General features: G+C 44.8%; 22 protein-coding genes. 14 read left to right on the forward strand and 8 right to left on the reverse strand.

Annotation, left to right across the window (positions count from 1 at the left end):
- The first annotated feature begins 49 nt into the window (after positions 1–49).
- The 6 genes from ACSX1A_RS12980 (at position 50) to ACSX1A_RS13005 (ending at position 4,695) form a co-directional block, all read left to right on the forward strand.
- Positions 50–625 (forward strand): Crp/Fnr family transcriptional regulator, encoded by a 576-nt coding sequence (locus ACSX1A_RS12980; protein ID WP_439880071.1) that lies wholly within the window; start codon positions 50–52, stop codon positions 623–625.
- Between the two features lie 61 nt (positions 626–686).
- Positions 687–1,457 (forward strand): MBL fold metallo-hydrolase, encoded by a 771-nt coding sequence (locus tag ACSX1A_RS12985; RefSeq protein ID WP_439880072.1) that lies wholly within the window; start codon positions 687–689, stop codon positions 1,455–1,457.
- Positions 1,458–1,803: 346 nt separating this feature from the next.
- On the forward strand, positions 1,804–2,601 hold the full coding sequence (locus tag ACSX1A_RS12990; RefSeq protein WP_439880073.1) for a helix-turn-helix domain-containing protein: 798 nt from the start codon (positions 1,804–1,806) through the stop codon (positions 2,599–2,601).
- 92 nt (positions 2,602–2,693) lie between these two features.
- The gene (locus ACSX1A_RS12995; protein WP_439880074.1) at positions 2,694–3,548 is read left to right on the forward strand and encodes a lysostaphin resistance A-like protein; all 855 of its coding nucleotides are present in this window, start codon (positions 2,694–2,696) and stop codon (positions 3,546–3,548) included.
- A gap of 101 nt (positions 3,549–3,649) precedes the next feature.
- Complete coding sequence (locus tag ACSX1A_RS13000; RefSeq protein ID WP_439880075.1) at positions 3,650–4,333, forward strand: CPBP family intramembrane glutamic endopeptidase; 684 nt, start codon at positions 3,650–3,652, stop codon at positions 4,331–4,333.
- A complete protein-coding gene (locus tag ACSX1A_RS13005) occupies positions 4,330–4,695 on the forward strand; it encodes a DUF2200 domain-containing protein (protein WP_439880076.1) in 366 nt (121 codons plus the stop codon). Before ACSX1A_RS13000 ends, ACSX1A_RS13005 begins: the two co-directional genes overlap by 4 nt.
- A gap of 152 nt (positions 4,696–4,847) precedes the next feature.
- Here ACSX1A_RS13005 and ACSX1A_RS13010 read toward each other — a convergent pair whose 3' ends face one another.
- Positions 4,848–5,189: an MGMT family protein gene (locus ACSX1A_RS13010; RefSeq protein ID WP_439880077.1), complete on the reverse strand. Its 342-nt coding sequence runs from the start codon at positions 5,187–5,189 to the stop codon at positions 4,848–4,850.
- Between the two features lie 233 nt (positions 5,190–5,422).
- Between ACSX1A_RS13010 and ACSX1A_RS13015 the strand changes: the two genes are divergently transcribed.
- The 4 genes from ACSX1A_RS13015 (at position 5,423) to ACSX1A_RS13030 (ending at position 12,517) form a co-directional block, all read left to right on the forward strand.
- Complete coding sequence (locus ACSX1A_RS13015) at positions 5,423–6,499, forward strand: efflux RND transporter periplasmic adaptor subunit (protein WP_439880078.1); 1,077 nt, start codon at positions 5,423–5,425, stop codon at positions 6,497–6,499.
- A gap of 126 nt (positions 6,500–6,625) precedes the next feature.
- Positions 6,626–9,754: an efflux RND transporter permease subunit gene (locus ACSX1A_RS13020; protein ID WP_439880079.1), complete on the forward strand. Its 3,129-nt coding sequence runs from the start codon at positions 6,626–6,628 to the stop codon at positions 9,752–9,754.
- A 45-nt stretch (positions 9,755–9,799) separates the two neighbouring features.
- Positions 9,800–11,146, forward strand: a complete 1,347-nt coding sequence (locus tag ACSX1A_RS13025; protein ID WP_439880080.1) for a TolC family protein — start codon at positions 9,800–9,802, stop codon at positions 11,144–11,146.
- Between the two features lie 51 nt (positions 11,147–11,197).
- Entirely contained in the window at positions 11,198–12,517 is a 1,320-nt protein-coding gene (locus ACSX1A_RS13030; protein ID WP_439880081.1) for an MgtC/SapB family protein, read from the forward strand.
- A 44-nt stretch (positions 12,518–12,561) separates the two neighbouring features.
- Here the strand turns inward: ACSX1A_RS13030 and ACSX1A_RS13035 are convergent, their stop codons facing one another.
- The 4 genes from ACSX1A_RS13035 to ric all read right to left on the reverse strand — a co-directional run bounded on the left by ACSX1A_RS13035 (position 12,562) and on the right by ric (position 16,087).
- Entirely contained in the window at positions 12,562–12,999 is a 438-nt protein-coding gene (locus tag ACSX1A_RS13035; protein WP_439880082.1) for an RrF2 family transcriptional regulator, read from the reverse strand.
- 186 nt (positions 13,000–13,185) lie between these two features.
- Positions 13,186–14,493: a hypothetical protein gene (locus ACSX1A_RS13040; RefSeq protein ID WP_439880083.1), complete on the reverse strand. Its 1,308-nt coding sequence runs from the start codon at positions 14,491–14,493 to the stop codon at positions 13,186–13,188.
- Positions 14,494–14,546: 53 nt separating this feature from the next.
- On the reverse strand, positions 14,547–15,047 hold the full coding sequence (locus ACSX1A_RS13045; RefSeq protein WP_439880084.1) for a hemerythrin domain-containing protein: 501 nt from the start codon (positions 15,045–15,047) through the stop codon (positions 14,547–14,549).
- 80 nt (positions 15,048–15,127) lie between these two features.
- The gene (gene ric, locus ACSX1A_RS13050; RefSeq protein WP_439880085.1) at positions 15,128–16,087 is read right to left on the reverse strand and encodes an iron-sulfur cluster repair di-iron protein; all 960 of its coding nucleotides are present in this window, start codon (positions 16,085–16,087) and stop codon (positions 15,128–15,130) included.
- Between the two features lie 390 nt (positions 16,088–16,477).
- Here ric and ACSX1A_RS13055 point away from each other — a divergent pair, with 390 nt between their 5' ends.
- Positions 16,478–16,870 carry a group III truncated hemoglobin gene (locus ACSX1A_RS13055; protein ID WP_439880086.1) on the forward strand — a complete coding sequence of 131 codons (393 nt, stop codon included), beginning with the start codon at positions 16,478–16,480 and terminating at the stop codon, positions 16,868–16,870.
- On the opposite strand, the gene ACSX1A_RS13060 is transcribed toward ACSX1A_RS13055, so the two are convergent.
- Together ACSX1A_RS13060 and ACSX1A_RS13065 are read right to left on the reverse strand one after the other, a co-directional pair.
- Complete coding sequence (locus ACSX1A_RS13060) at positions 16,867–18,186, reverse strand: hypothetical protein (RefSeq protein ID WP_439880087.1); 1,320 nt, start codon at positions 18,184–18,186, stop codon at positions 16,867–16,869. The two genes, ACSX1A_RS13055 and ACSX1A_RS13060, sit on opposite strands and share 4 nt — an antisense overlap.
- 16 nt (positions 18,187–18,202) lie before the next feature.
- Positions 18,203–18,847, reverse strand: coding sequence for a thioredoxin family protein (locus ACSX1A_RS13065; protein WP_439880088.1), 645 nt, complete (start codon positions 18,845–18,847; stop codon positions 18,203–18,205).
- Positions 18,848–18,966: 119 nt separating this feature from the next.
- Between ACSX1A_RS13065 and ACSX1A_RS13070 the strand changes: the two genes are divergently transcribed.
- The 3 genes from ACSX1A_RS13070 to ACSX1A_RS13080 are packed head-to-tail and all read left to right on the forward strand — an operon-like array spanning position 18,967 to position 21,428.
- On the forward strand, positions 18,967–19,146 hold the full coding sequence (locus ACSX1A_RS13070; RefSeq protein ID WP_439880089.1) for a hypothetical protein: 180 nt from the start codon (positions 18,967–18,969) through the stop codon (positions 19,144–19,146).
- A gap of 11 nt (positions 19,147–19,157) precedes the next feature.
- Complete coding sequence (locus ACSX1A_RS13075; protein WP_439880090.1) at positions 19,158–20,972, forward strand: hypothetical protein; 1,815 nt, start codon at positions 19,158–19,160, stop codon at positions 20,970–20,972.
- A gap of 6 nt (positions 20,973–20,978) precedes the next feature.
- A complete protein-coding gene (locus ACSX1A_RS13080; RefSeq protein ID WP_439880091.1) occupies positions 20,979–21,428 on the forward strand; it encodes a 6-pyruvoyl trahydropterin synthase family protein in 450 nt (149 codons plus the stop codon).
- A 76-nt stretch (positions 21,429–21,504) separates the two neighbouring features.
- Here ACSX1A_RS13080 and ACSX1A_RS13085 read toward each other — a convergent pair whose 3' ends face one another.
- On the reverse strand, positions 21,505–23,328 hold the full coding sequence (locus tag ACSX1A_RS13085) for a cytochrome c oxidase subunit I (RefSeq protein WP_439880092.1): 1,824 nt from the start codon (positions 23,326–23,328) through the stop codon (positions 21,505–21,507).
- Positions 23,329–23,356 lie beyond the last annotated feature (28 nt).

Consider the following 23,356-nt stretch of genomic DNA (forward strand, 5'->3'; position numbering starts at 1 on the left):
CGAAATCTCATACATGTATTTTAGCCCTACCGTTACCTACAAGCTGAAAATGTCAACCTTCACAGAAATTTCAAAATTTTTCAGAACTGAATATCCACTAAATCAACATGGACTAGAAGAACTATTCTCATTGTTTAAAGTAGGAAAACATAAAAAAGGAAGTTTGTTACTTCAAGCAAATACCAAAGAGAAACAACTTCGATTTCTCAACAAAGGAATAGTAAGGGAATATTATTCTAATGAAGGAAAAGAAGTGAATATTAATTTTTACGTAAAACCACACTTTATTTCTGATTTATTGGCGTTCAGTCAAAACTCTAATACAAAAAGAAATCAAGAGTGTCTTTCTTCTACAGAAATTTTGAGTATTGAAAGACAGCCTTTTCTGGATTTATTAGAAAAATATCAATGTGGCAGATCCTTTGTTGATTCATCATTTCAAAAATTATTAAAACAAAAGGAAATGCTTGAATATAACCGTATTACGAAAAATCCAGACGAATTATATAAAGAACTATTTATTTATAGACCTGAATGGTTACAATCTATTCCACAGTACCATATTGCATCATACTTGAATGTGACTGCGGAAACACTAAGCAGGATAAGGAAACGTATTTCTTGATTTGAATCAATGGGAAAGATACATTTTATAGAGTTTTTTGCATTAAACTAAAGCCCATAAAATGTTAAAAATTCATCATATCAGGAATGCTTCTATGATCTTGGAAACAGAGAAAGACATAATTCTAATTGACCCAATGCTTGGAGAACAAGGAGTAATGCCAACTTTCACGCTTTTTAGGCACAAAGCAAAAAGAAACCCTACAGTTCCTCTCCCTGATAATTGCAATCTGATACTTGAAAAAGTAACGCATTGTTTAATAACACATCAACATCCAGATCATATTGATAGCAAAGGAGTTCAGTTCTTGATTGAAAAAAACATTCCTATTACTTGTAGTATAAAGGATGAAAAAGCATTAATGAAAAGAGGGTTAAATGTTGTTCAAGCTTTAAAACACTGGGATAATCAACCCTTTTTAGGAGGCACCATTGAAGGTATCCCAGCTAGACACGGTTACGGATTTGTGGCTAAACCAATGGGAAATGTAATTGGCTTCTACATAAAACTACCTGATCAAAAATCGATTTACCTAAGTTCAGATACAATTTATACAGATGCTGTCGATAAGGTTTTAAAAATTTATAACCCGGAAATCAGTGTTTTAGCTTGTGGGGCTGCTCAGTTCGATTTGTTTAAACAGCTTATTATGAATGTCGAAGATATTCTAACATTTGTAAAAAACACTTCAGGCAAAGTCATTGCAAACCATATGGAATCTATAAACCATTGTCCATTAACTAGAGTGGAGTTAAGAAGAATATTGACAAGTAATGGATTAATAAATAAAGTTTTTATTCCAGAAGATGGTGAATCAATAACTATAGATTAAGCCTGTAGGCAACACTGTATAAAAATAATAGCGGTTTTAGTGTTTAGTGAAAAGTGTATATTTTTTCCCATTAAATTTAATATTACTTTGACAGCTAAGAATTTAAAATTCGCTACTATTCATACACGAAACCGTGATAAACGCTAAAAATAAAACATATGAAAAACTTATACTTATTACTAATTATCGAGCTTTTCTTCACATCGTGTAACAAAGGAGACACTGTTGCTCCCGAACAAGGCCTTTCATTAACAGTTCGGATTTAGTTTCTGCTAATAAGTTTAACATTGCTAAACCTTCACATACTATAACCGAGAACGCATTCTCCGTTCCTTAAAATCAACGAATGCAGCAATTAGAAAAAGAAAGTTATCTCGGAAATACCAGGAACAAACTGATCAATAACCAAGGCGTTTCTATTATAGAAACTGAATATAAGCAGAAGGTATCTGAAAATTGGCATTCTCATCAAAATGCCCACATCACTTTATTTTTAAAAGGAGGAACAATTGAAAAGAGGAAGAACGAAATTCATTCCGTTACTTCAGGTTCAATTTTATTTTATCATAGTGATGAATTGCACTTGAATCAAAATACACTGTTCCCTTCAAGAAATATCAATATTGAATTTGACGAAGCATTTATAAAGAACTTTGAAATTACAGAAGAGACATTAAAAAATGCAACTGCAAATGCTACCAAAACAAAATTATTGATCCTGAAAATTTACCAGGAGTCCTTATTAAAGGACTCTTTTTCAGATGATTCAATAAGTATGTTGCTTTCTAGTTATGCTGAAAACAAAAATTATTTAGAGCAGTTTTCTAAATGCCCAAGTTGGGTAAAACTTCTGTATGACTTGCTGAATGATTGTTGGTTCGAAAATATAAGCTTAAAAGACCTATCAAAAACTTTGAATATTAATCCCATTTCCATTTCGAAGCACTTCCCAAGATATTTTGGCTGTACGTACGGCGAATATATGCGGAGATTGAAAGTAGATAGGTCTATTAGTTTGATTCAAAAATCATCAGATTCTCTAACTGATATAAGCCTTGCATGTGGTTTTTCAGACCAAAGCCACTTTATTAGAACATTTAAACAAGAGACGGGGTTTTTACCCAAAAATTTCAAAAAATTATAACCTCACAGGCAAATATCATTCTATTTAAGGACCGTTTTGCACTCTATTTTTACAATTAATAAATTGTTTTATACAAAAAAATAGAAATAAAAATGGAAACAACTACCCTAAGACAAAGAGTTTTAACCGCTTCTATAACAAAAATTATTCTTGGTATTCTTGTCTGCTTTATCGTATTTATACTCTCTCAACAAGTAGCCGCAAAAATTCTTGATTTAACGCCGCTAGATAGAAATTTCAGAAACCTGGTTAAAGGCATTGTTTCCTCCATAGCTGTTATATATACCTGTATTTCATTTTATAAAGTCATTGAGAAAAGAGCAATAGCCGAACTGAATACAAAACATTTGGCAAAAAATGTTTTACTCGGCGTACTAGTAGGTACTGTTTTACAGTCTTTAACAATTCTTGTAATTTCTTTATTTGGCGGCTTCAAGATCCTTTCAGTCAATCCGTTTTCTAATATGATCATACCTTTTACGGTTGCATTTACGGTTGCCATATTTGAAGAAATTTTGATGAGAGGAATTATTTTTAGAATTACAGAAGAAAAATTGGGCAGTTACATTGCCCTGTTTATTTCTGCTCTCATTTTTGGATTAGTTCACCTTGCAAATCCCAATAGTACGCTCATTTCTGGATTATCTGTGGTTGTGGCAGGTTTTCTGTTTGGTGTTGCCTATATTTATACAAGAAATTTATGGTTCCCGATCGCTATTCATTTTGCCTGGAATTTTATGCAATCAGGCGTATTTGGAGCTGTTACTTCGGGAAATGAAAAAACAAGCAGTTTGTTAACGACCGAGTTGTCAGGAAATCAATTAATTACTGGTGGCGCATTTGGCCCTGAAGGAAGTATCCAGGCTATTATTTTCTGCCTGATTGCTACAATTTTACTATTTTTAATAAGCAGAAAAAACCTGATTAAGCCTTACTGGAAAAATTGAGATAGCCCATAACAAGGTATTGCCATAAGCGGAGTTAAACGGCTTCGGTTGGACTGATCGGCAAAACCTGATCTGTTGGCATAAAATCTAAATAGAATTAGATGATTGGAATTTTATTAGAACTTGCTATTTCCTGGATCCTACTTCGGATAATAGAAAATGAAAGTATTCTGGCATTAGGGTTCCTTCCAATTTTAAAAAGATTCAGACAGTTCCTAAATGGTTTTCTCGTTACCTGCATTTTATGTATTAGCCTACAACTTTTAGAAAGCACCTTAAAATCTTCAGAGTGGATTATTAATTCAGACGCTAATACAAATTTGATTTTGAGTTCATTCTTTTGGGATCTCAAATCTGTAGTAACCGAAGAACTTTTATTTCGTGGAGCTCTTCTCTACATTTTGATCAAGAGAATTGGATCTTCAAAAGCTATATTGTTATCTGCTATGGCATTTGGAATTTATCATTGGTTCTCCTTTGGAATATTTGGTAATATAGTCCCGATGGTAGTGGTTTTTATCGGAACCGGATTAATGGGTTATGCCTGGGGATTAACTTTTTCAAAAACAAATTCTATTGCGATGCCGATCGGATTTCACCTTGGCTGGAATTTTACATTTAATACAATTTTTTCAAAAGGACCCTTAGGTGAAGGATTACTAATTTTAAGTAATGATAAAGTAATTTCTAGCTGGTTCTCCTTACTTGGCTTATTAGTTGTTCCACTCTTGCTATTGGTCTTCGTAAAATTCCTAAACCAATCATCTCAAATAGACAAAGTATGAACGTGAGTAAAAGTCACGAGGAGCGTATTGCAAAAATGACATTTGCCTCGGTGTTTCCCCACTACCTTTCAAAAATAGAGAAGAAAGGTAGAACGGAAGCGGAATTATATCAAGTGATTGAGTGGCTTACCGGTTACAATGAGGAAAAGCAGAAAGAACTAATCGATGAAAAAGTGACATTTAAAATATTCTTTCAAAATGCTTCTTTAAACTCCAATGCTCACCTTATTAAGGGTGTAATTTGTGGCTATCGCGTAGAAGAAATTGAGAATCCTTTAACACAACAGGTAAGGTATTTAGATAAGTTGGTAGATGAGTTAGCGAAAGGGCGTAAAATGGAAAAGATCTTCCGGGTTGCTTAAACAATTATATAGTAATTTTGCTCTTGTATACATTCACCTCGATCTCCCTTGAGGTGAGAGCTAAAGTGCAGATCAGAGAAAAAAAGCTACGATCTTAATTTGACGAAGATAGCATTCCAGCTTCAGTTAATACGTTCTATCCAACTTTCCCCTCACAACAACTCCTTCCCCGGATCCCAGAACAGCTTATCAAACTCCACCACCTGGTTATCCTTTACCTGTACCCCTTCCTGCTCCAGCCGTTCCTGCATGGCATTGGGCGCATCGAAATGCTGACTGCCAGTTAGCATACCTACCCGGTTTACCACTCGGTGCGCTGGTATCTGCGTCATGGGGTGTGAGGCGATCAGCGCCCAGCCTACCATTCTGGCCGAGCCTTTTGCCCCCAGGTAGCTGGCAATAGCGCCATACGAGGTAACCCTACCCTCAGGTATCAGTTTTACTACTTCGTATACATTCTGGAAAAAATTTTCCTTCTTATTTTCCTGGCTCATATCCGGATTTATTTCGCCTTAAAACTGTTTAAACATTAAAATAAGCTGTTTGTCGGGTCTAACACTCGTTTGGTAGAGGATGCCCCGATGTTGCTTTTGTTTAACCCCAGTAGTAAGTAACTTTAAACTTTTATCAACTTGAATAGTCTAAAACAAGCTGGCTTGTTTTAGTGCTTGTTAGCAAGTCTTGTAAAAATAAGGCATTACATTAAAAGAACCCCGAACAAATTTACATGAGTAAAACTATCAAAACCATACTTATACTAGTAGCGGTTACATTAGTAGGCTACCTGCTATACTCCAAGATCTTTAAAAATGATGCTCAGGACCCAGCAATAAGCGGTGGCGGCCCGATGGCTCAGAAAGTAGCTGTTGATGTATACGTGGTATCCCCTTCAGCTTTCCAGAACAAGATCTCGACTACGGGCACGGTGCTACCCAACGAAGAAGTGGAACTTCGCAGCGAGGTTGCAGGAAAGGTAACTAACATCCAGTTTACCGAAGGAAGCCGCGTGCGCAAAGGTCAGTTGCTGCTAACTGTAAATGCCCAGGAAATGCAGGCACAGTTGCAAAAGCTGCAATCTAACCAGAAACTGTACCGCGACATGGAACAGCGCCAGCGCACCCTGCTCGAGAAAGACTACATCAGCCGGCAGGAGTACGACCAGGTAAGCAATCAACTGGCAACCGCCACCGCCGATATACAGGCGCTGAAGGCATCACTTGCCAAGGCGTATATCCGTGCTCCTTTTGATGGCGTGATCGGTTTGCGCCAGGTAAGTGAAGGCAGCTACGTATCTGCGAACACACCTATCGCCCAGATCGTGGACATCAGCCCTGTGAAAGTAGAATTCTCGATACCGGGCCGTTACAGCCAGATGGTAAAGAAAGGCGATAAGATCACCTTTACCTCCGAAGGCAGCCCAACCGAATACGAAGCTACTATTTATGCCACTCAACCTATTATAGACCCTGCCACCCGCACCATGCAGGTGCGCGCCATTTACGATAACAAGAACGAGGAAGTAAAACCTGGTGCTTTTGTGAAAGTGAACCTTGGCCTTAAAGAAGTAGAAGAAGCTATCCTGATCCCAACGGAATCGATCATACCGGAGGCTACCGGCCATAAGGTATTCCTGGCAAAGGGCGGAAAAGCCGTACCGCAGATGATCAAGATCGGGCAACGTTCCGAAACCATGATCCAGGTACTGGAAGGCCTTGCCCCCGGCGATACCATCATCCAGTCCGGGGTATTGCAGGCGCGCCCAGGTGCTGACCTGACTATCCGAAAGGTAAAAAACGGTAAGTAAGCCGACCTTTAACAGTTGAAATCCTCAGGATGCAGCGCCCTGAAGCATACATAACAAACAGGTATAGCAGACTGTTCTTACAATAAATTCAGCGTATACCTAAGATACTGATTACTAATTCAATTTATGGCAAGTTTATCATCCATAAGTATAAAACGCCCGGTACTGGCCATCGTGATGAGCATCACGATCATTGTGTTCGGTATCATCGGCATCTCTTTTCTGGGCGTACGCGAGTACCCCAGCGTTGACCCTCCTATTGTAAACGTATCTACGAGTTACACAGGTGCCAACGCCGAAACCATCGAGTCGGAGATCACAGAACCGCTTGAGGAATCTATTAACGGTATTGCCGGTATCCGAACGCTTACATCCAGTAGCCGGGAAGGTAGCAGCAACATTACTGTAGAGTTTAAGCTGGGCATTGATATGGAGGCAGCCGCCAACGATGTCCGTGACCGAGTGGCCCGCGCCCAACGCAGGCTCCCTGACAACGCAGATCCTCCTACTGTTTCCAAAGCCGATGCTGATGCAAACCCTATCATATTTGTAGGTATAAAAAGCGCTACCCGTTCCTTGCTCGACCTTTCGGCCATTGCACAGGATGTGTTTAAGGAGCGTTTACAAACCATACCGGGCGTTAGTTCCGTGGATATCTGGGGCGAGAAACGCTATTCTATGCGCCTGTGGCTGGACCCTGATAAGTTAGCTGCCCAGCGCATTACACCTATAGAAGTACAAACTGCCCTGGCCCGCCAGAACCTTGAACTGCCTTCGGGTAGAATTGAGGGTGCCACCACCGAGCTTTCGGTGCGAACTATGGGCCGTATTTCTACTGCCGAAGAGTTTAACAACCTTATCATCCGGGAGGATGCTGACCGCCTTATCCGTTTTGCTGATATCGGGCACGCGGAACTGGCCCCCGAAAACGAAAAATCTATCCTCCGCCGTGATGGTATTCCTATGGTGGGTGTGGTACTTATACCGCAGCCGGGTTCTAACCAGGTCGAGATTGCCGATGAGTTCTATGTGCGCTTAGAGCAGATCAAGAAAGACCTGCCAGAGGACATTGAAACCGTTATCGGTTTCGACAATACCGAGTACATCAAGGCCTCTATCTCGGAGGTAAAGGAGACCATTTTTGTTGCCTTCGGACTGGTGGTTATCATCATTTTCCTGTTCCTGCGCGACTGGCGTTCTACGGTTATTCCGGTAGTAGCCATACCTGTTTCCCTGATCGGAGCCTTCTTTATCATGTACCTCATGGACTTCTCCATCAACGTGCTCACGCTGCTGGGTATCGTGCTGGCCATTGGTCTGGTTGTGGATGATGCCATTGTAATGCTGGAGAATATTTATGCCCGGATTGAAAATGGGCAGCAACCCATGAAAGCTGCCAAAAAGGGCTCCGAAGAGATATATTTTGCCATTATTTCGACTACTGTAGCTTTGGCTGCGGTATTTATGCCGGTTATCTTCCTGGAAGGTATAACAGGCCGCTTATTCCGTGAATTTGGTATCGTAGTAGCTGGCTCTGTTATTATCTCTTCATTTGTGTCGCTGACGCTTACGCCAATGATGTGCTCGCGCATGTTAAAGCATCGTGAAAGGCCAAACTGGTTTTACCGCAAAACAGAGCCATTCTTCACGTCCCTTACCAACGGTTATCGCAGCAGTTTAGAGAGTTTTATGCAGGTGCGCTGGGTGGCGTTTGTAATTGTACTGATAGCTGGAGGTCTGATCTTTATGTTCATGAAAACCTTGCCATCAGAGCTTGCCCCCGACGAAGACCGTAACGGTTTACGTGTAATGGTAACAGGTCCTGAAGGTGCTTCTTATGAGTTCATGGACGAGTATATGGGCGAACTGACCCAGATCGTGAACGACTCAATACAGGGGATAGATAACCTTGTTGCCATGACCTCACCGGGTTTTGCAGGCGGTGGTTCTAACTCCGGTTTCCTGCGCGTAAAGCTGGTAGACGCGGACAAGCGTAATATGTCGCAGCAAGAGATCGTGGATAAGATATCCGGACTCACTAACCAGCTTACTGGCGCACGTGCTTTTGCCTCCGGCGATAAAGGACTGGGTGGCGGACGTGGTTCCGGTCAACCGGTGCAGTTTGTGGTGCAGTCTCCGGATGGATCTAAGCTGCGCGATATTATCCCTCAGATTATGGATGCCGCACGCCAGGACCCAACCTTTGGTTTTGTGGATGTGAACCTGAAATTCAATAAACCTGAAATACGCGTTGAGATCAACCGCGAAAAAGCCCAGGCAATGGGTGTGAGCGTACGCGATGTTGCCCAGACCTTACAGGCAGGATTGAGTGGTCAGCGTTTCGGATACTTTATCAAAGACGGAAAGCAGTACCAGGTAATAGGTCAGGTTGCACGTGAGAACCGTGCTGCCCCTATTGACCTGCGTAGTCTGTATGTTAAAAGCAATACCGGTGAACTTATCCAGTTGGATAACCTGATTGATTTAAGTGAGGAAAGTGCGTCTCCGCAGCTGTACCGTTACAACCGTTTTGCAGCAGCCACTTTTAGTGCTTCCCTTGCCAAGGGCAAAACCATCAGCGACGGACTTGCCGCCATGGATGCCATTGCCGATAAGGTGCTCGATGATTCCTTCCAGAGAACGCTGGCAGGCCAGTCGCGTGACTTCTCCGAAAGCTCCGGCAGTTTACTGTTTGCGTTCCTGCTGGCACTTGGCCTGATCTACCTGGCGCTATCTGCGCAGTTCGAAAGTTTCCGTGACCCATTCATCATTATGTTTACGGTGCCACTTGCCCTTGGAGGAGCCTTAATCAGTATCTGGTATTTTGATCAGACGCTCAACATCTTCAGCCAGATCGGTATGATCATGCTGGTGGGTCTGGTAACTAAAAACGGTATCCTGCTGGTAGAATTTGCCAATCAGCGCAAAGAGGCTGGACTCAGCAAACTGGAGGCAGCTACCGATGCAGCAGTACAGCGTTTCCGCCCTATCCTGATGACGTCACTGTCTACGATACTTGGTACGCTGCCAATTGCACTTGCCTTAGGTGCCGGTTCAGAAAGCCGTGTATCGATGGGTATCGCCGTGGTGGGAGGTCTTATTTTCTCTACTGGCCTTACGCTATACGTAATTCCGGCAGTTTACTCTTATTTCTCATCAGCAGAAGCCAACCTTGCCGGTAAGCACACTGAGGAGGAAGATGATGAAGACGAACAAGAAGTAATTCAGCGTCAGGAGCCTGCTCTCATAAAATAATAATCTCACAAACCGACTATAATATAACCCTTGGATAAACTATTCATGTTTCCAATTAGAACCACAGTGCTTCTGCTTGCCGTGGCAGCGTTACTATTACCTGGTAAAGCCTTTAGTCAGGAAAAACTTACCCTGCAGGAGGCAATCCAAATTGGACTAGAGAAAAACTATGACATCAGAATTGCTGATAAGCAGGATGATATAGCAGCTAATAACGTAACACTCGGAAATGCTGGTTTCCTGCCAACGGCAGATGGCCGCATCAGCAGGGACTTTACAAACAATAACATCCGGAACCAGTTTGAAAACAACCCACCACGCGAGGTAAACGGGTCAAAGACAAATGTTACCAATGCCAGTGTGTTGCTTAACTGGACTGTTTTTGATGGTGGTCGTATGTTTATTGAGTATAACCGTTTGCAGGCGCTTGAAAAGTCCGGAAAGCTTTTCACTAAAGCGACTATCGAAAACACTGTTGCCGATATATCGGATGCATATTACCAGGTAGTAAGGCAGGCCCGTAAGATAAAGGCCATTGAGGATGCCATTGCTATTTCGGAGCAGCGCGTGAACATGACGCAGGAACAATACAACGTAGGCGTAAGCCCCAAAGTAGAGATACTGCGTGCACAAGTTGATTATAATGCCGACAAATCTGATCTGCTTCGCCAGCAGGAATCGCTTCGGAACGCAAAAATAGACCTGAACCAGCTCTTAGGCCGGGACCCGAACATCAACTTTACCCCAGCTGATTCTATCATTGTGGATAAGACCCTGAATGTAACGCTTGAAGATGCTGCCTTGATTTCTAATAACCCTAGCCTGCAGCGTATACAGGTGGAGCGCGACATTGCCATTTACGACCTGCGCCAGGCACGGGCCCAGCGTTTGCCAGTAATTGGCCTGGCAGGGAGCTATGGCTATAACCGCTCTTTACAGGACCCGGTTATATTTGGTAACACCGTGGGCACAAACGAAAGTAAAAGAGTGGGATTTAACTACGGTGTAGTGTTATCTGTCCCTCTTTTTAACGGTTTTAACATTAACCGGCAGGTTCAGAACTCCCGCATTACCATAGAAACAACCACGCTGGCATTTCAGCAGGAACAGAACAGGCTGGAGTCAGAACTGGCGCGTGCTTACAGCCAGTATGTGAACCGGCTTGAGCTACTGGAGCTAGAGGAAACAAATATGATTTTAGCCCAGCAGAACGCCGAGATTGCGCTGGAACGCTACCGCTTAGGATTATTAACTGCAATAGAATTACGCGAAGCACAGCGCAATCAGTTAGTGGCCGAGAACAGATTAATTGATATTCGCTATGAGGCCAAAGCCGCTGAAACAGAGATCAAACGCTTAAGCAGCTCCTTATTACAGGAAAGCCCACTGTAACCAATACCTGCTTAATAACGATATTGCATATTCAAGTATAAAAGTATAGCCATGGCTATACTTTTATCGTTTCAGGCAGTAGCTGCTCATCAAAAATTAAACATGGAACTAGAGCTTTTCCAGGTATTAGGCATTTCACTGGGGCTGGGACTACTTGTAGGCCTGCAGCGACAGCATGAGAAATCTGAACTGGCTGGCATTCGCACTTTCCCGCTGATTACTCTTTTCGGTACAGTATCGGCGTTGCTAGCCGGCACGTTTGGCGGCTGGGTGGTAGCTGCCGGCCTTATAAGTATGGCGGGGCTGGTAGTAGTCGGGAATGTGATGAAAAGCAAAGAACCGCCTTTTAGCCCGGGACTGACCACAGAGGCCGCAGCCCTCCTGATGTATGGCGTGGGTGCCTACCTGGTATTAGGGGAAAGTGCCGTAGCAATTGCCATAGGAGCCACAACCGCTGTCCTGCTCCACTTAAAAGAAACCCTCCACCGGTTCGTGGCCCACATCGGTGAAAAGGACCTGAAAGCGATCATGCAGTTTGTTGTCATCTCGCTGGTGATACTCCCTGTTCTTCCGGATAAAACATATGGGCCATACGAGGTACTTAACCCCCACAACATCTGGTTAATGGTGGTGCTGATTGTTGGCATCAGCATGCTGGGATATTTTGCTTACAAGGTTTTCGGGCAAAAAGCGGGCACTGTACTGGGCGGGGTTCTTGGTGGTCTGATATCAAGCACGGCCACTACAGTTAGCTACGCAAGGCGTACAAAAGACTTTAAAAGCAGCACATCGTTAGCCACCCTTGTCATTTTTATTGCTTCGGTGGTATCAGTGGGCCGGATAATGGTGGAGATATCGGTAGTAGCTCCTGATACAGTTCCTGTTGTGGTCCCTCCTATTGCGGCGCTTTTTTTATTGATGCTTATACTTGGCGTTGTCACCTACTTCTTCAAAAACAGCGAAAATGAGCGTATGCCGGAGCAGGGAAACCCTGCTCAGCTTAAAACAGCGCTGATCTTCGGAGCTGTTTATGCTGCCGTAATACTGGCAACTGCTTTTGCAAAAGACTACTTCGGCAGCAGTGGTTTGTATATAGTAGCTGTTATCTCCGGACTCACAGACGTTGACGCAATCACCCTCTCCACTTCAAGATTGATGGGTGTGGGTAATGTAACGTTGCATAATGGCTGGCGTGTTATACTTGTAGCAGCGCTTTCTAACCTTGCTTTTAAAGGCGCGCTGGTTGCTTTCTTAGGTGAACGCCGGGTATTTTACAGAATAGCCTTTTTGTTCGGAACAGTGTTGGCTGGCGGGGCTGCCATTCTCTGGCTCTGGCCAAAAAACTTTAATATTTTGCATGACCTACTTTAACCTGATGGCAACTGGTTAAACCGCCCCAGCTATAGCGGCTTTACTTAGTTTGTGTTAGTGATAAAGTATTGGCCTGTATTAATGCTGTCTACCAGGTCCTGAATAGTTTTGGTACCAAACACATTTAACAGGTGATCACGATAAGCTTTGATATCGTTGTGTAACGGGCAAGGGTGTTTATCGGAGCATTGCTTCATGCCCATTCCGCACTTCTTAAATGCTTCCAGGCCATCAATCATACGGATCACTTCCAGAATATTAATGGTTTTAGCGGGCCGGTGAAGAAAAAAGCCCCCTCCAGGCCCTTTGGTAGAAGCTATTACTCCTTTTCGCACTAAGTCCTGTAAAATCTTGCCTGTAAAGTGGCCGGGAAGGTCCAGTTCCTTTGTAACTTCCTTTACCCCTACCCTATGCCCCTGCGCATCATTCATGGCAATGTATACGATGGCACGCAAAGCATATTCTGTTGTTTTGGATAACATTCTTCTTTAATTTTTCCGATTGCAAAGATATTATATCCTGTCAAGTTGCTGCATTCGCTGTTTACTTATCCGGCTTGCTGCCAGCAATCACATCCTGTAGATTATACTTACACCACCCCGGCTAAGGAAGCATTTCAATCAGGCAACAGTATAATAGGTTGTTCTATAAAAAAACCCGGTTATATGTCAGTTGTTTATTTTTGGATACGTGAGATGGTTTAAGCTGCGCGCTTTGTACAGCAGCACCTGAAACACATTGGCTGCATAAAGAAAAGCTGCGATATTGAAACCGATGGCACCCCCAAGTATGATCTGCTGCCACCTCAGAAACACCCCGGCCAGTAACATTACAAACCCGGCCAGGTAGCTGATATTCTGCCAGCGCAATAATGCAGGGCTATAAAGCTCCTCCGAAAGGGAAGTATTGCATTTCCGTTTGTGGTCTTCGTAAGTATGTACACTCCCCAGGATGGGCAGTATTTTAAAAGTTTGCCCCAGCAGAAGAGCAGTTACAGATCCGAGGAAAACAGTTAGCCCATATACCAGGTAAAGGGACGATAACACGGACTGCGGCAGCCCAAGATCACTAGTAACTACAAACAACAGCACCAGCGGCAAAAGCAGTAATGCCAGCGCCACAAAGATCTGTCGCGTGCCAGGATGCAGTTTTTTACGCTTCCCATTCTTAAGGGCATCCAAACAAGACAACAGGAACAACACTATGCCTGCCATTACCAGGGCTGCATATAGCATCCAAAATCCAAAGCCGAACACCATATGGTCTAACATAAAAAGCAGCAGCCCGGCATTGATGCAGTTGTAAGACCAGGCCAGTTTACCGGTAGCCACCGGATGCGCTAGCAGGAACCCGGGAATCAGTTTAGCGCCTATACCAATAAAGAGCAGCAGGAACCAGCCAGCCATACCGATATGAGAATGTAACTGAAGGTAATGCACATGCTCCTGGGGCAGAAAAGCAATAGTGAAGTTCAGCGCCATCAGTAAGCCTATAAGCCCTGTGACCAATAGCCACAGCGCCGCTGTAACAATAAAGTCAGCCTCAATAGTCCATTTCGGAGCTTTGCGGGCCGTTTGGACCACATTTATATTGAATACCAGAAAAGCCAGGAACAACAAACCAGCTCCCAGTTGCATTACCCAGCCAGCCTGGAAATACCAGAAGGAGTATGCCAGCAGAAAAGTGCCACTACCGAGCAGGGCAAAGGTGATAGCTGCTAACTTTTCGCTGTATAACCTGCCATCGAGTACTACAGGCAACAACTGGTACAGTATTCCGAAAATGAGCATCGTGGCCCAGCCTAAAACCGCTACATGTGTAAGCGTCAGTAACTTTGGATGGAAATAATGTCCGCCAAATGCATCTGAAGAAAAGAGGAGCAGCACACTGAGTACTATAAAAGAAAGAGCAGCGAAAGCGTAATGCGGTAACACAAGCCAAGTAGATGGCGCATTGGAAACAGAAGCTTTTTGCATGGCGAGGTCACTGTTTACAGGTTTGCAGATGTACTTCAGCTGGCCCGGCTATCTTAACAAGACCTGGTCCAGAATTCAGGTGAAAAGGTGTCCTTTTTTGGCAGGTGATTGTGCTCCAGCAGCTTTCCTGTTAGCTGCAGTTCATCCGCCTGCACAACGGTCTGCAGATAGGGAAACAGCTCCCGCTCCTCCCAGCGAATGTGATCTACCAGATCCTGCTGCAATGCCTGGAAAAGGTCCGCTGACAGGTTCTGCTTCTCCCCTTCAGTAACAAGCTTTATAATATCCGACAAAAGCCTGTGTTCCTCTTCCATCCGTACTTGTGCCAGGTCGTTTTTTGGCAGTAGCCTTGCCAGTATCCACTCCTCTTCCTTGCAGTGCTCCTTCAAAATATTAGTCCAGAAGTAGTGTACATATTTTTGCATTATCTGCAGGCTGGTCCCGTTTTTTAGCCCCTGGCGTAGTTTCCAGCAGAACAGTAGCCCAAAATGGTGTTCCCGTGAAAGGGATACGAGACTTTTGTCGCGTTTTTGTGGGTTAATAGCCTTATCCATGGCTGTGGAGTTTTACTAGTTTATAATAAAGAGTAAGCAGGCAACCTTCATTTTTTGTAGGCTGCCTGCTTTTAAATAGGTTAGTTCAGCACTCCTTTTTCCAGTTCAAGCGCCTTCGGAAACAATATATTGTTCTCCAGGTGGATATGGCGGAAAAGATCCTCCTCAAACTCCTGCAGCTTTTTAAAGGTCACTGTATACGTTGCACAGGCGTCAGCAGGCAAAGTATAGTTTGCAGTAAGTGCACGGATTGCTTCCAGTTCATTACCTGCCTGCTCGTGTTCCATTTCCATCATATTTATCGGGTTTTGTATGGAACCAAAGGCAGGTGAATCAAGCTTCACATTATTTTTCTGTGCCTCCTCCAGTCGCTTGATATACGGGAACAGTACACGCTCCTCTTTCGGCATATGCGCTTCGAGTTCACTGGCTACATTCGCAAAATGTTTTGCTACCTCCAGCAGTTCCGGATGCTGGCTACCATGTACGCGGGCAATTTTGGTAGTAAATTCATAGAGGACCGGTATTGCTTCCTGTACATACTTGTGATGCACATTTACAATATAGTCTGCCAGGAAGGCCAACTCCCACTTATCAAACGCCTCTTCACGGCTTTTTCCTGCTACATCGGCTGTCGACAGCGCCTGCTCCAGTTCCTCCTGCTTTATGCCTTTTTCGTGGCAAACCTGCTTCACAGTCTTTTTCCCGCCACAGCAAAAGTCAATGCCATACTTCCGGAAAACCTGTGCTTTTCGGTAATCCTTTGCCACCATTTCTCCCACAGTCTCGCCTTCCTGTGGTGTTAGTTTTGAGATTTTCACTTCCCATACATCAGGCCCCTCTTCCAGGTATTCCCATTTAAAGGTATTCCCGCGTTCACCCAACAACTGGTAGTACAGTGGCTTGGGGTCGTGGTCGTTATGGATAATAAAAGCCTCGCCCGCCTCCAGGTTGTCAAACCGTTTGAATATGGCTGGGTGCTTCATGCCTGGCTCCAGTATTGTTACGTCTAGTTTTTCGATGATCTGTGTGGTTTCCATATAAGTTTAAGATTTAAGGTCTGTACTTTTGTGTTCATTCATCATAGCAAATGTAAAGGGTTGGTTCCTTAATAAAAGACGTAAATGTCTTTTATTAAAATGATCTTTGTCATTCATTACCAAATACCTTTCAAGCACCTTTGAGCATATTTTACAGCGGTGTAATGCTAGTGCGGTTGCACCATAGGGCACGCCTTTCCTGTACCTTCCGTTCCTCTTACAGGGATGAGAAAAGCGGCATAAATGACGTTCAGGTGCTGGCTTTATACATTGAGAAGAAGGAGGTACAAGTTGAAAAAGAACTTAAACCCGATTTAAAGCAGTTAATTTGTTGGGCTACTATCTGAAATAAACCAGGGAAGTAGTTTGAAAATCAGAATTTGCAGCATCATGGCAGAGAACAGAGAGATCATCCATTTAGACGACGTGAAACAGCTCGTTGATACTTTTTATACACGGGTTAGGGCCGATGAACTTCTAGGGCCCATTTTTGAGGAGAGGATCCGGGATAATTGGTCCAGGCACCTGGATATCATGTACCGCTTCTGGCAAACCGTGTTGCTAGGAGAGCTTACCTACCAGGGTAGTCCGGGGAGTAAACACATTACCCTACCTGTTGAAGAAGTACATTTTGAGAGATGGCTCAGCATTTTCTATAAAACGATAGACGAATTGTTTACCGGCGAGAAAGCGGCTGAAGCCAAGTGGCGTGCAGAACGTATGGCGGAAATGTTCGCGTCTAAAATTGCGTATTTCAAAAGCAGGAACGGAGCAATACTTTAATGTGCCTGCCTGTTTAGGGTATATACTTTCTGAAGTTCAGGCATTGGCCTGGGCTTACACTCAGTTTCCTGCCGTTTACCCGCTAATAGCTGAGCCAGGAAAAACACTGATATGCCGACTGGCAGCAGTATACTTACCCCGAATAAAATAAGGTGAAACCCCGGAATAGCTCCAAGTCCGAGCCAGAAAAAGCCCCCTTGCAGAAAAAGCAGTACCTCAGTAGCTGTAAACGCCATAACAAAGGCACCCATGCCCCATCTGCTTAACCGACCTTTAAAGCTGAGCCAGCCTCGCTGGGCAAGAAAGGCAAATACAAAAAAACTAACAAAGCCAATGAGCACCAGGTGCAGATAGCCGATAATAAAAAAGCGGATCCTATATGCCAGATCTGCCATGTAAGGAAAAGCAGTTGAAAACTGAAGCAGTATTTTGAGTGTAAAGGCCCCTGCTGCAAGTATAAACAGGGCACGGCTCCATCTGCCAAACAATTGTACGAGCTGCCTTTTAGCCGGCAACAGCATCATAAATAAAATATACACAGCGGCGAGTTGAGCTACCCCTGCAACCCCACTCACCATATACACTACCGCATCCGGCTTTGTCCAGAGCACCGACAGCAGGTAAGCAGGTATGGCAGCCCAAAACATCAGTTTAAAAAATACCTTACCCCATTTCATACTAAAGGGAATCCTATAATGCTCCAATAGCCAGAAAAAGAGCGCCAGCACAGCAAACGTGAACCAGCCATTGTATTGAAAATGCAGATAAAAATAAATGGCATTGTAATAAAGAGCGCCCCCACTGTGGCCCAGTGCCATGATCGGCCCCATTGCCCAGGGTCCTAGCGAAGAGAGCGCCAGGAAGAACAGCGCCGCTACCACAAACCTGAAAGACAGGCGGTGCTCGCCGTCATGCTGCCTGGCACTTCTGGCATCTTTCAGAAACTGGTAGATAAACCAGTAACTTAACAGAATATGGGCTGTTGAAAAGGTAATGGAGACCGCAGCATAGCCCTGCACCGGAAAGCTCAATAACATCCCTGCCACTGCTACCTGCGACAACCAGAATTGCCAGGTATACGTTTTTTTGGCGTGCAGCTTCGGGGGTAAAAAAGTTACAAGCAACGTAACAGACACAGCTGAATATAACCAGCCCAGCAGTGCCACATGTGAGTGCGCATGCAGTAGAAACTTATAGTTGACCCCTGCCAGAGTGCCCACAAACATCCACCGCAACAAAAGGCCCATGAATGCCACCACCACCAGATTCAGCAGTGCCACCAGCAACCAGGTCCTTTTTGAGTGAATGTTCATCATGCTACTATAACTCTATTTAAAAGACTGCTTCTGCTCCGGCAGCCGCTGTTGCAAGTACTTCCTCAGCCAGCACCAGCAGGTCCTGCTGCAGGGCCTGACTACGGTCTTTCGCATACCAAAGCTGCACCTGCTGCATTAAGGTGTCATGGTCTGCCTCCGGATGCTCCGCTTTAAATTGCAGCACCTGCTGCTGAATGTATGTGGGGCGTGGGCCCCAGACAAACAGGCGCTCTCCTGTTTCTTTGTTAAGGCAGATAAGCTTAGGAATAGAGCGGCTGCCATTGGACAGGCAAGAATCCATCAGTTCAGGGTTCTCATCCCTGAGCAGCACCGTCAGGTGAATGGATGGCACCTCAGCTACCACCCCCGCAATGGCAGGCAATACTTGTGCGCCATCGCCGCACCATGCCTCTACCAACACCTGCCACTCCCAGGCTGGCTGGTGCAAGTTCAGTAACTCACCTAAGCCTGCTAAAAGGGAAAACTGTTTCTCCACCCGCTTCATGCGTTGCATGTTCAGCTTGGTAAATCCGATTTTCTGCGCTGTCTGCTCATTGCCTGTAGTCCTGTTATCAGCCACCAGTTCTGCCACCAGTAATCTGAAATCATCATACGAAAGCGGGTGTACCATTTGAGGAGTTTGCGTTGCCAGGGTATCCATATACTTGATGTTTGCTTACACAAGTGTAGCAAAACCCCTTCTAGTATAAAATGACAGATATCACTTTGCCTGCTTCAGGCACACACTTCCTGACACAGGCACAATATCTTTTTTGAGCAATGACGGAGATCATTTTTAAGGCTGACGCTACGCATTTAACAGGCAGGCTGGGCTGGCGTATTTTGTGCCTGTTAATGCATTGGCAACGACGGGTAGCCCACGGACTGCAGCTGCCGAAGCAGGTCAACGAGAACAGAAATACAGATCTGAATTTTTGGACAAACATTCATAAACAGTAACAAATTCCAAGATGGCATCAAACACACCGCACACCTTTCACATACCTGTAATGGGACTGGCCTTTTCTGTTGACTCGCCCCTGAAGGTGGCCCGTTTCGGCATCTCATCCGTACTCTCGCTCAGCGATGATGCACTTCTGGAGCAAATGCGTGCCTATTATAGTCAGCTATACTTCCTGCCCTATCAGCCAATCACAGATAAAGAGGAAGACTACAGGGCCAGGCGCATTACAGCGTGCCTGAATATGGTAGATCAGCTGGTTAAGTTACAGCTACAACAGTTACAGAAAGAGGAGTTTACGCCGTTAACAGAACTTACCAAATATTTTGAAATGCTCCCAGAGCAATCACCGCTCAAGCTGCTGTACACCCAAATGCTCCATACCGAGGATGCAGCTGTAAAGGAGGTACTGCAGACTAAACTTCGTGCTTCCTTAGTGGCTGGCAGCATTGATGTGAATATCATGACGAAGCTGGACAGGGCAAATTACGACCGGAACGGAAACCTTTTGCCCCAGGAGTTTACAGATGCCATGGCAGCACTCCGCGGCTTTGCCAACAGTACAGTAAAGTCGTCGGTGGTTTTCTCGGCAGGCATGAACATGCGCCTGTTCAGTTACCTGGAGCAGTTCCAGTGTTTCTTCCCTGATGCGGCAGGAGAGTTACTGAAAAAGATCGTTATTAAGGTAAGCGACTATCGTTCGGCCATGGTGCAGGGCAAGATACTGGCAAAAAAAGGCCTATGGGTATCCGAGTTCAGGATTGAGTCTGGCCTGAACTGCGGGGGGCATGCGTTTGCTACTGATGGGTACCTTATTGGCCCGATACTCGAAGAATTTAACCAGAACCGTGAAGCCTTACAAAAGGAACTTTACAGCATTTTCAGCTCTGCGCTGGCCAGCAAAGGCATACACGTGCCACTCGCTATTCCTGAGCAGAAAATAACAATGCAGGGCGGTGTAGGCACTTCACAGGAACATGACTTTCTGATGCAGCAATATGGTTTAGATTCTGTTGGATGGGGAACACCGTTTCTGCTAGTGCCGGAAGCTACAACCGTAGATGAAGAAACTTTGCAGCAATTGGTGAAAGCGAAAGAAGAAGACTTATACCTGAGCCCTATTTCTCCGCTTGGTGTACCATTTAATGCACTGCGCAACACATCCAGTGAGCAGCTAAAGAATTTTCGCGCTGACCGTGGAAAACCGGGTAGCCCCTGCATCAAAAAACACCTGGTGTCTAATACCGAATTCACCGCCGAGCCGATCTGTACGGCTTCCCGTAAATACCAGCGCCGAAAGCTGGAACAGCTGAAGGCCCAGCACCTGGACCCGGTGACATACTTTATAGAAGAAGCGAAAGTACTGGCAAAAGAATGCCTTTGCGATGGCCTGGCAAATTCTGCCACACAACTATTCACGGCTAGTAAAAAAGCGGCCACAAAGGCTGTAACGATATGCCCTGGTCCTAACCTTGCCTACTTTTCGGGTGTTTTCAAACTACACGAAATGGTAGATCATATTTACGGACGAATAAACTTACGCAACAACACATACCGGCCACACATGTTCGTAAATGAATTAAGGATGTACGTGGATTACTGGAAAAACAAGAAAGAAGAGCAGCTGCAAACGTTAACGGATAAGCAGTTTAAGTACCTGCAGAGCTTTTGGGATAACCTGCAGGAGGGCATCAGATACTACAAACAGTTGTTACCCACTATTTTCAAAGATGAGCTGGAGCGGAAGGTGATCATGCTGGATGAGTTGCTGGACGCTGAAAATGAATTACTACTGGCCCGTTTAGAAAAAGTAGCTGCTGTTTAATAGCCGATGAGTAAAATAAGATTAACACGCCTGTTTACTTTTGAGATGGCACATGCGCTGCAGGATTACGATGGCCCCTGCCGCCACATACACGGGCATTCTTATAAGCTGGAGGTAACTGTAATTGGTGCGCCACTGGTAGATGAAACCCACCCTAAGAATGGGATGGTACTGGATTTCGGTGACTTGAAAACATTGGTTCAGGAGACCGTACTCCATGACCTGGACCATGCCCTGTTGCTTCGCAGCGACAGCGATGCCGCCTTAGTGCGTGTGTTGCAGCAGCAGCGGCACAAACTACTACTTACGCCTTATCAGCCTAGCTGCGAAAACATGCTCATCGATATTAAAACGCGGCTTAGTAAGAAAATGCCTGAAAACCTGATGCTGCATAGCCTAAAGCTTTGGGAAACACAAAATTCATTTGCAGAGTGGTATGCTTCTGATGAAGTTTAGCGTGGTACAAAACTAAATAACAGTAGTACCGGACCAAGAGCCGGTATTACTGTTATATGTTTCCACTAGAAGCTAATTATTCATTCTCACTCTCGTGAGGCAGGTTTGAAGAGGGTGTCTGAGAGTATGGTACTGTTTGTGGGATATAGTCTTCCGGTGCACCTGGCTTGCTATAATCATAAGGCCACCTGTATACTACCGGGAGCTGCCCTGGCCAGTTGCCATGACCTGGCAGCACAGGCGTTGTCCATTCCAGGGTATTGGCATGCCAAGGATTAGCACTAGCTTTCCGTCCTCTGAAAATACTGTAAATAAAATTGAACAGGAAGATGAACTGGGCAGCGAAACCCATGATCGCCGCAATACTGATAAATGTATTCAGGTCTGAAAAGATGTTAAAGGTCTCAAAACCTGTCCAGTTATAGTACCTCCTCGGGAAGCCGGCTATACCAATATAGTGCATGGGCAGAAAAACCAGGTACACTGCCAAAAAAGTTAGCCAGAAGTGTACATAGCCTAATTTTTCATCCAGCATGCGGCCAAACATCTTCGGGAACCAGTGATACACGCCACAGAACATTCCGAAGAACGCCGCAGCTCCCATCACCATATGGAAATGCGCCACTACAAAATAAGTGTCATGCAACTGTATATCTAAAGACGAGTTGCCTATTATGATACCTGTAAGCCCACCAGAAATAAAGATTGAAACAAAACCGATGGCAAACAGCATGGCCGCCGTAAAGCGAATGTTACCGCGCCAGAGCGTTGCGAGCCAGTTAAATACCTTTACCGCCGATGGCACCGCAATGATCAGTGTCAGGAACATGAACACAGACCCCAGGAAAGGATTCATGCCTGAAACGAACATGTGGTGCGCCCACACCACAATAGACAGCACAGATATACCGATCAGGGACCCGATCATGGCTCTGTAGCCAAAGATCGGCTTGCGTGCGTTAACTGAAATCACTTCGGAGGTTATTCCGAAAGCGGGTAGTATCACAATGTATACTTCCGGGTGCCCCAGGAACCAGAACAGGTGCTGAAACAAGATAGGACTGCCACCTGTGTTACTGATCGCCTGGCCAGCGATGTAAATATCGGAGAGGTAAAAGCTAGTGCCCATGCTGCGGTCAAAAATAAGCAGCAGCGCCGCCGCAAACAGTACCGGAAACGAAAGGAGCCCTACAATGGCTGTGAACAGCAAAGCCCACACCGTAAGCGGCAACCTGCCCAGCGACATACCCTTGGTTCGCAGGTTAATAACGGTTGTAATGTAATTTATACCTCCCAGCAAGGTAGAGATAATGAACAAAGCCATGCTTATTAGCCACAGCGTCATTCCCATACCGGAGCCTTTTATAGCCTGTGGCAAAGCACTTAGGGGTGGGTATACCGTCCAGCCTCCGGCAGCAGGGCCGTTTTCCAGGAAAAGGGAGGTGAACATGATCACACCGGACACGAAGAAAAACCAGTAAGAGAGCATGTTCATAAAACCGGATGCCATGTCGCGGGCCCCTATCTGCAGCGGGATCAGGAAGTTGGCAAAGGTACCACTCAAACCAGCTGTTAAAACAAAGAACACCATGATAGTGCCATGTATGGTAACCATTGCCAGGTAAAATTCCGGGTCCAACTTACCATTTTCTATCCAGCCCCCTAATATGGGCTCCAGGAAGGAGAAAGTAGCTTCCGGCCAGCCTAGTTGCAACCGAAACAGCACTGACAGAAAACTGCCTATAAAAGCCCAGAAAATACCTGTGATCAGGAACTGCCTGGCTATAACCTTATGATCCTGGCTGAAAATGTACTTTTCAAAAAAATTCTGCTTCTGATGCCCCTCGTGCTCCTCATGAACAGCGTGTACTCCACTGGGTGTGATGTCAGTGCTTGCCATAGTATGCTATATATTTGGTGAGATGAAT

It is taken from the genome of Pontibacter sp. MBLB2868 (assembly GCF_051904785.1).
In the GTDB taxonomy this organism is placed as follows: Bacteria; Bacteroidota; Bacteroidia; order Cytophagales; family Hymenobacteraceae; genus Pontibacter.

Excerpts from the sequence above, each read along its gene's own strand:
- ACSX1A_RS12990 (WP_439880073.1), top strand. The coding sequence starts at position 1,804 with ATGCAGCAATTAGAAAAAGAAAGTTATCTCGGAAATACCAGGAACAAA.
- ACSX1A_RS13040 (WP_439880083.1), bottom strand. The coding sequence starts at position 14,493 with ATGCAAAAAGCTTCTGTTTCCAATGCGCCATCTACTTGGCTTGTGTTA.
- ACSX1A_RS13045 (WP_439880084.1), bottom strand. The coding sequence starts at position 15,047 with ATGGATAAGGCTATTAACCCACAAAAACGCGACAAAAGTCTCGTATCC.
- ACSX1A_RS13020 (WP_439880079.1), top strand. The coding sequence starts at position 6,626 with ATGGCAAGTTTATCATCCATAAGTATAAAACGCCCGGTACTGGCCATC.
- ACSX1A_RS13075 (WP_439880090.1), top strand. The coding sequence starts at position 19,158 with ATGGCATCAAACACACCGCACACCTTTCACATACCTGTAATGGGACTG.
- ACSX1A_RS13065 (WP_439880088.1), bottom strand. The coding sequence starts at position 18,847 with ATGGATACCCTGGCAACGCAAACTCCTCAAATGGTACACCCGCTTTCG.
- ACSX1A_RS13035 (WP_439880082.1), bottom strand. The coding sequence starts at position 12,999 with ATGTTATCCAAAACAACAGAATATGCTTTGCGTGCCATCGTATACATT.
- ACSX1A_RS12985 (WP_439880072.1), top strand. The coding sequence starts at position 687 with ATGTTAAAAATTCATCATATCAGGAATGCTTCTATGATCTTGGAAACA.
- ACSX1A_RS13005 (WP_439880076.1), top strand. The coding sequence starts at position 4,330 with ATGAACGTGAGTAAAAGTCACGAGGAGCGTATTGCAAAAATGACATTT.
- ACSX1A_RS13015 (WP_439880078.1), top strand. The coding sequence starts at position 5,423 with ATGAGTAAAACTATCAAAACCATACTTATACTAGTAGCGGTTACATTA.
- ACSX1A_RS13025 (WP_439880080.1), top strand. The coding sequence starts at position 9,800 with ATGTTTCCAATTAGAACCACAGTGCTTCTGCTTGCCGTGGCAGCGTTA.
- ACSX1A_RS13000 (WP_439880075.1), top strand. The coding sequence starts at position 3,650 with ATGATTGGAATTTTATTAGAACTTGCTATTTCCTGGATCCTACTTCGG.
- ACSX1A_RS13055 (WP_439880086.1), top strand. The coding sequence starts at position 16,478 with ATGGCAGAGAACAGAGAGATCATCCATTTAGACGACGTGAAACAGCTC.
- ACSX1A_RS13085 (WP_439880092.1), bottom strand. The coding sequence starts at position 23,328 with ATGGCAAGCACTGACATCACACCCAGTGGAGTACACGCTGTTCATGAG.
- ACSX1A_RS12980 (WP_439880071.1), top strand. The coding sequence starts at position 50 with ATGTCAACCTTCACAGAAATTTCAAAATTTTTCAGAACTGAATATCCA.
- ric (WP_439880085.1), bottom strand. The coding sequence starts at position 16,087 with ATGGAAACCACACAGATCATCGAAAAACTAGACGTAACAATACTGGAG.
- ACSX1A_RS13010 (WP_439880077.1), bottom strand. The coding sequence starts at position 5,189 with ATGAGCCAGGAAAATAAGAAGGAAAATTTTTTCCAGAATGTATACGAA.
- ACSX1A_RS13060 (WP_439880087.1), bottom strand. The coding sequence starts at position 18,186 with ATGATGAACATTCACTCAAAAAGGACCTGGTTGCTGGTGGCACTGCTG.
- ACSX1A_RS13070 (WP_439880089.1), top strand. The coding sequence starts at position 18,967 with ATGACGGAGATCATTTTTAAGGCTGACGCTACGCATTTAACAGGCAGG.
- ACSX1A_RS13030 (WP_439880081.1), top strand. The coding sequence starts at position 11,198 with ATGGCTATACTTTTATCGTTTCAGGCAGTAGCTGCTCATCAAAAATTA.
- ACSX1A_RS12995 (WP_439880074.1), top strand. The coding sequence starts at position 2,694 with ATGGAAACAACTACCCTAAGACAAAGAGTTTTAACCGCTTCTATAACA.
- ACSX1A_RS13080 (WP_439880091.1), top strand. The coding sequence starts at position 20,979 with ATGAGTAAAATAAGATTAACACGCCTGTTTACTTTTGAGATGGCACAT.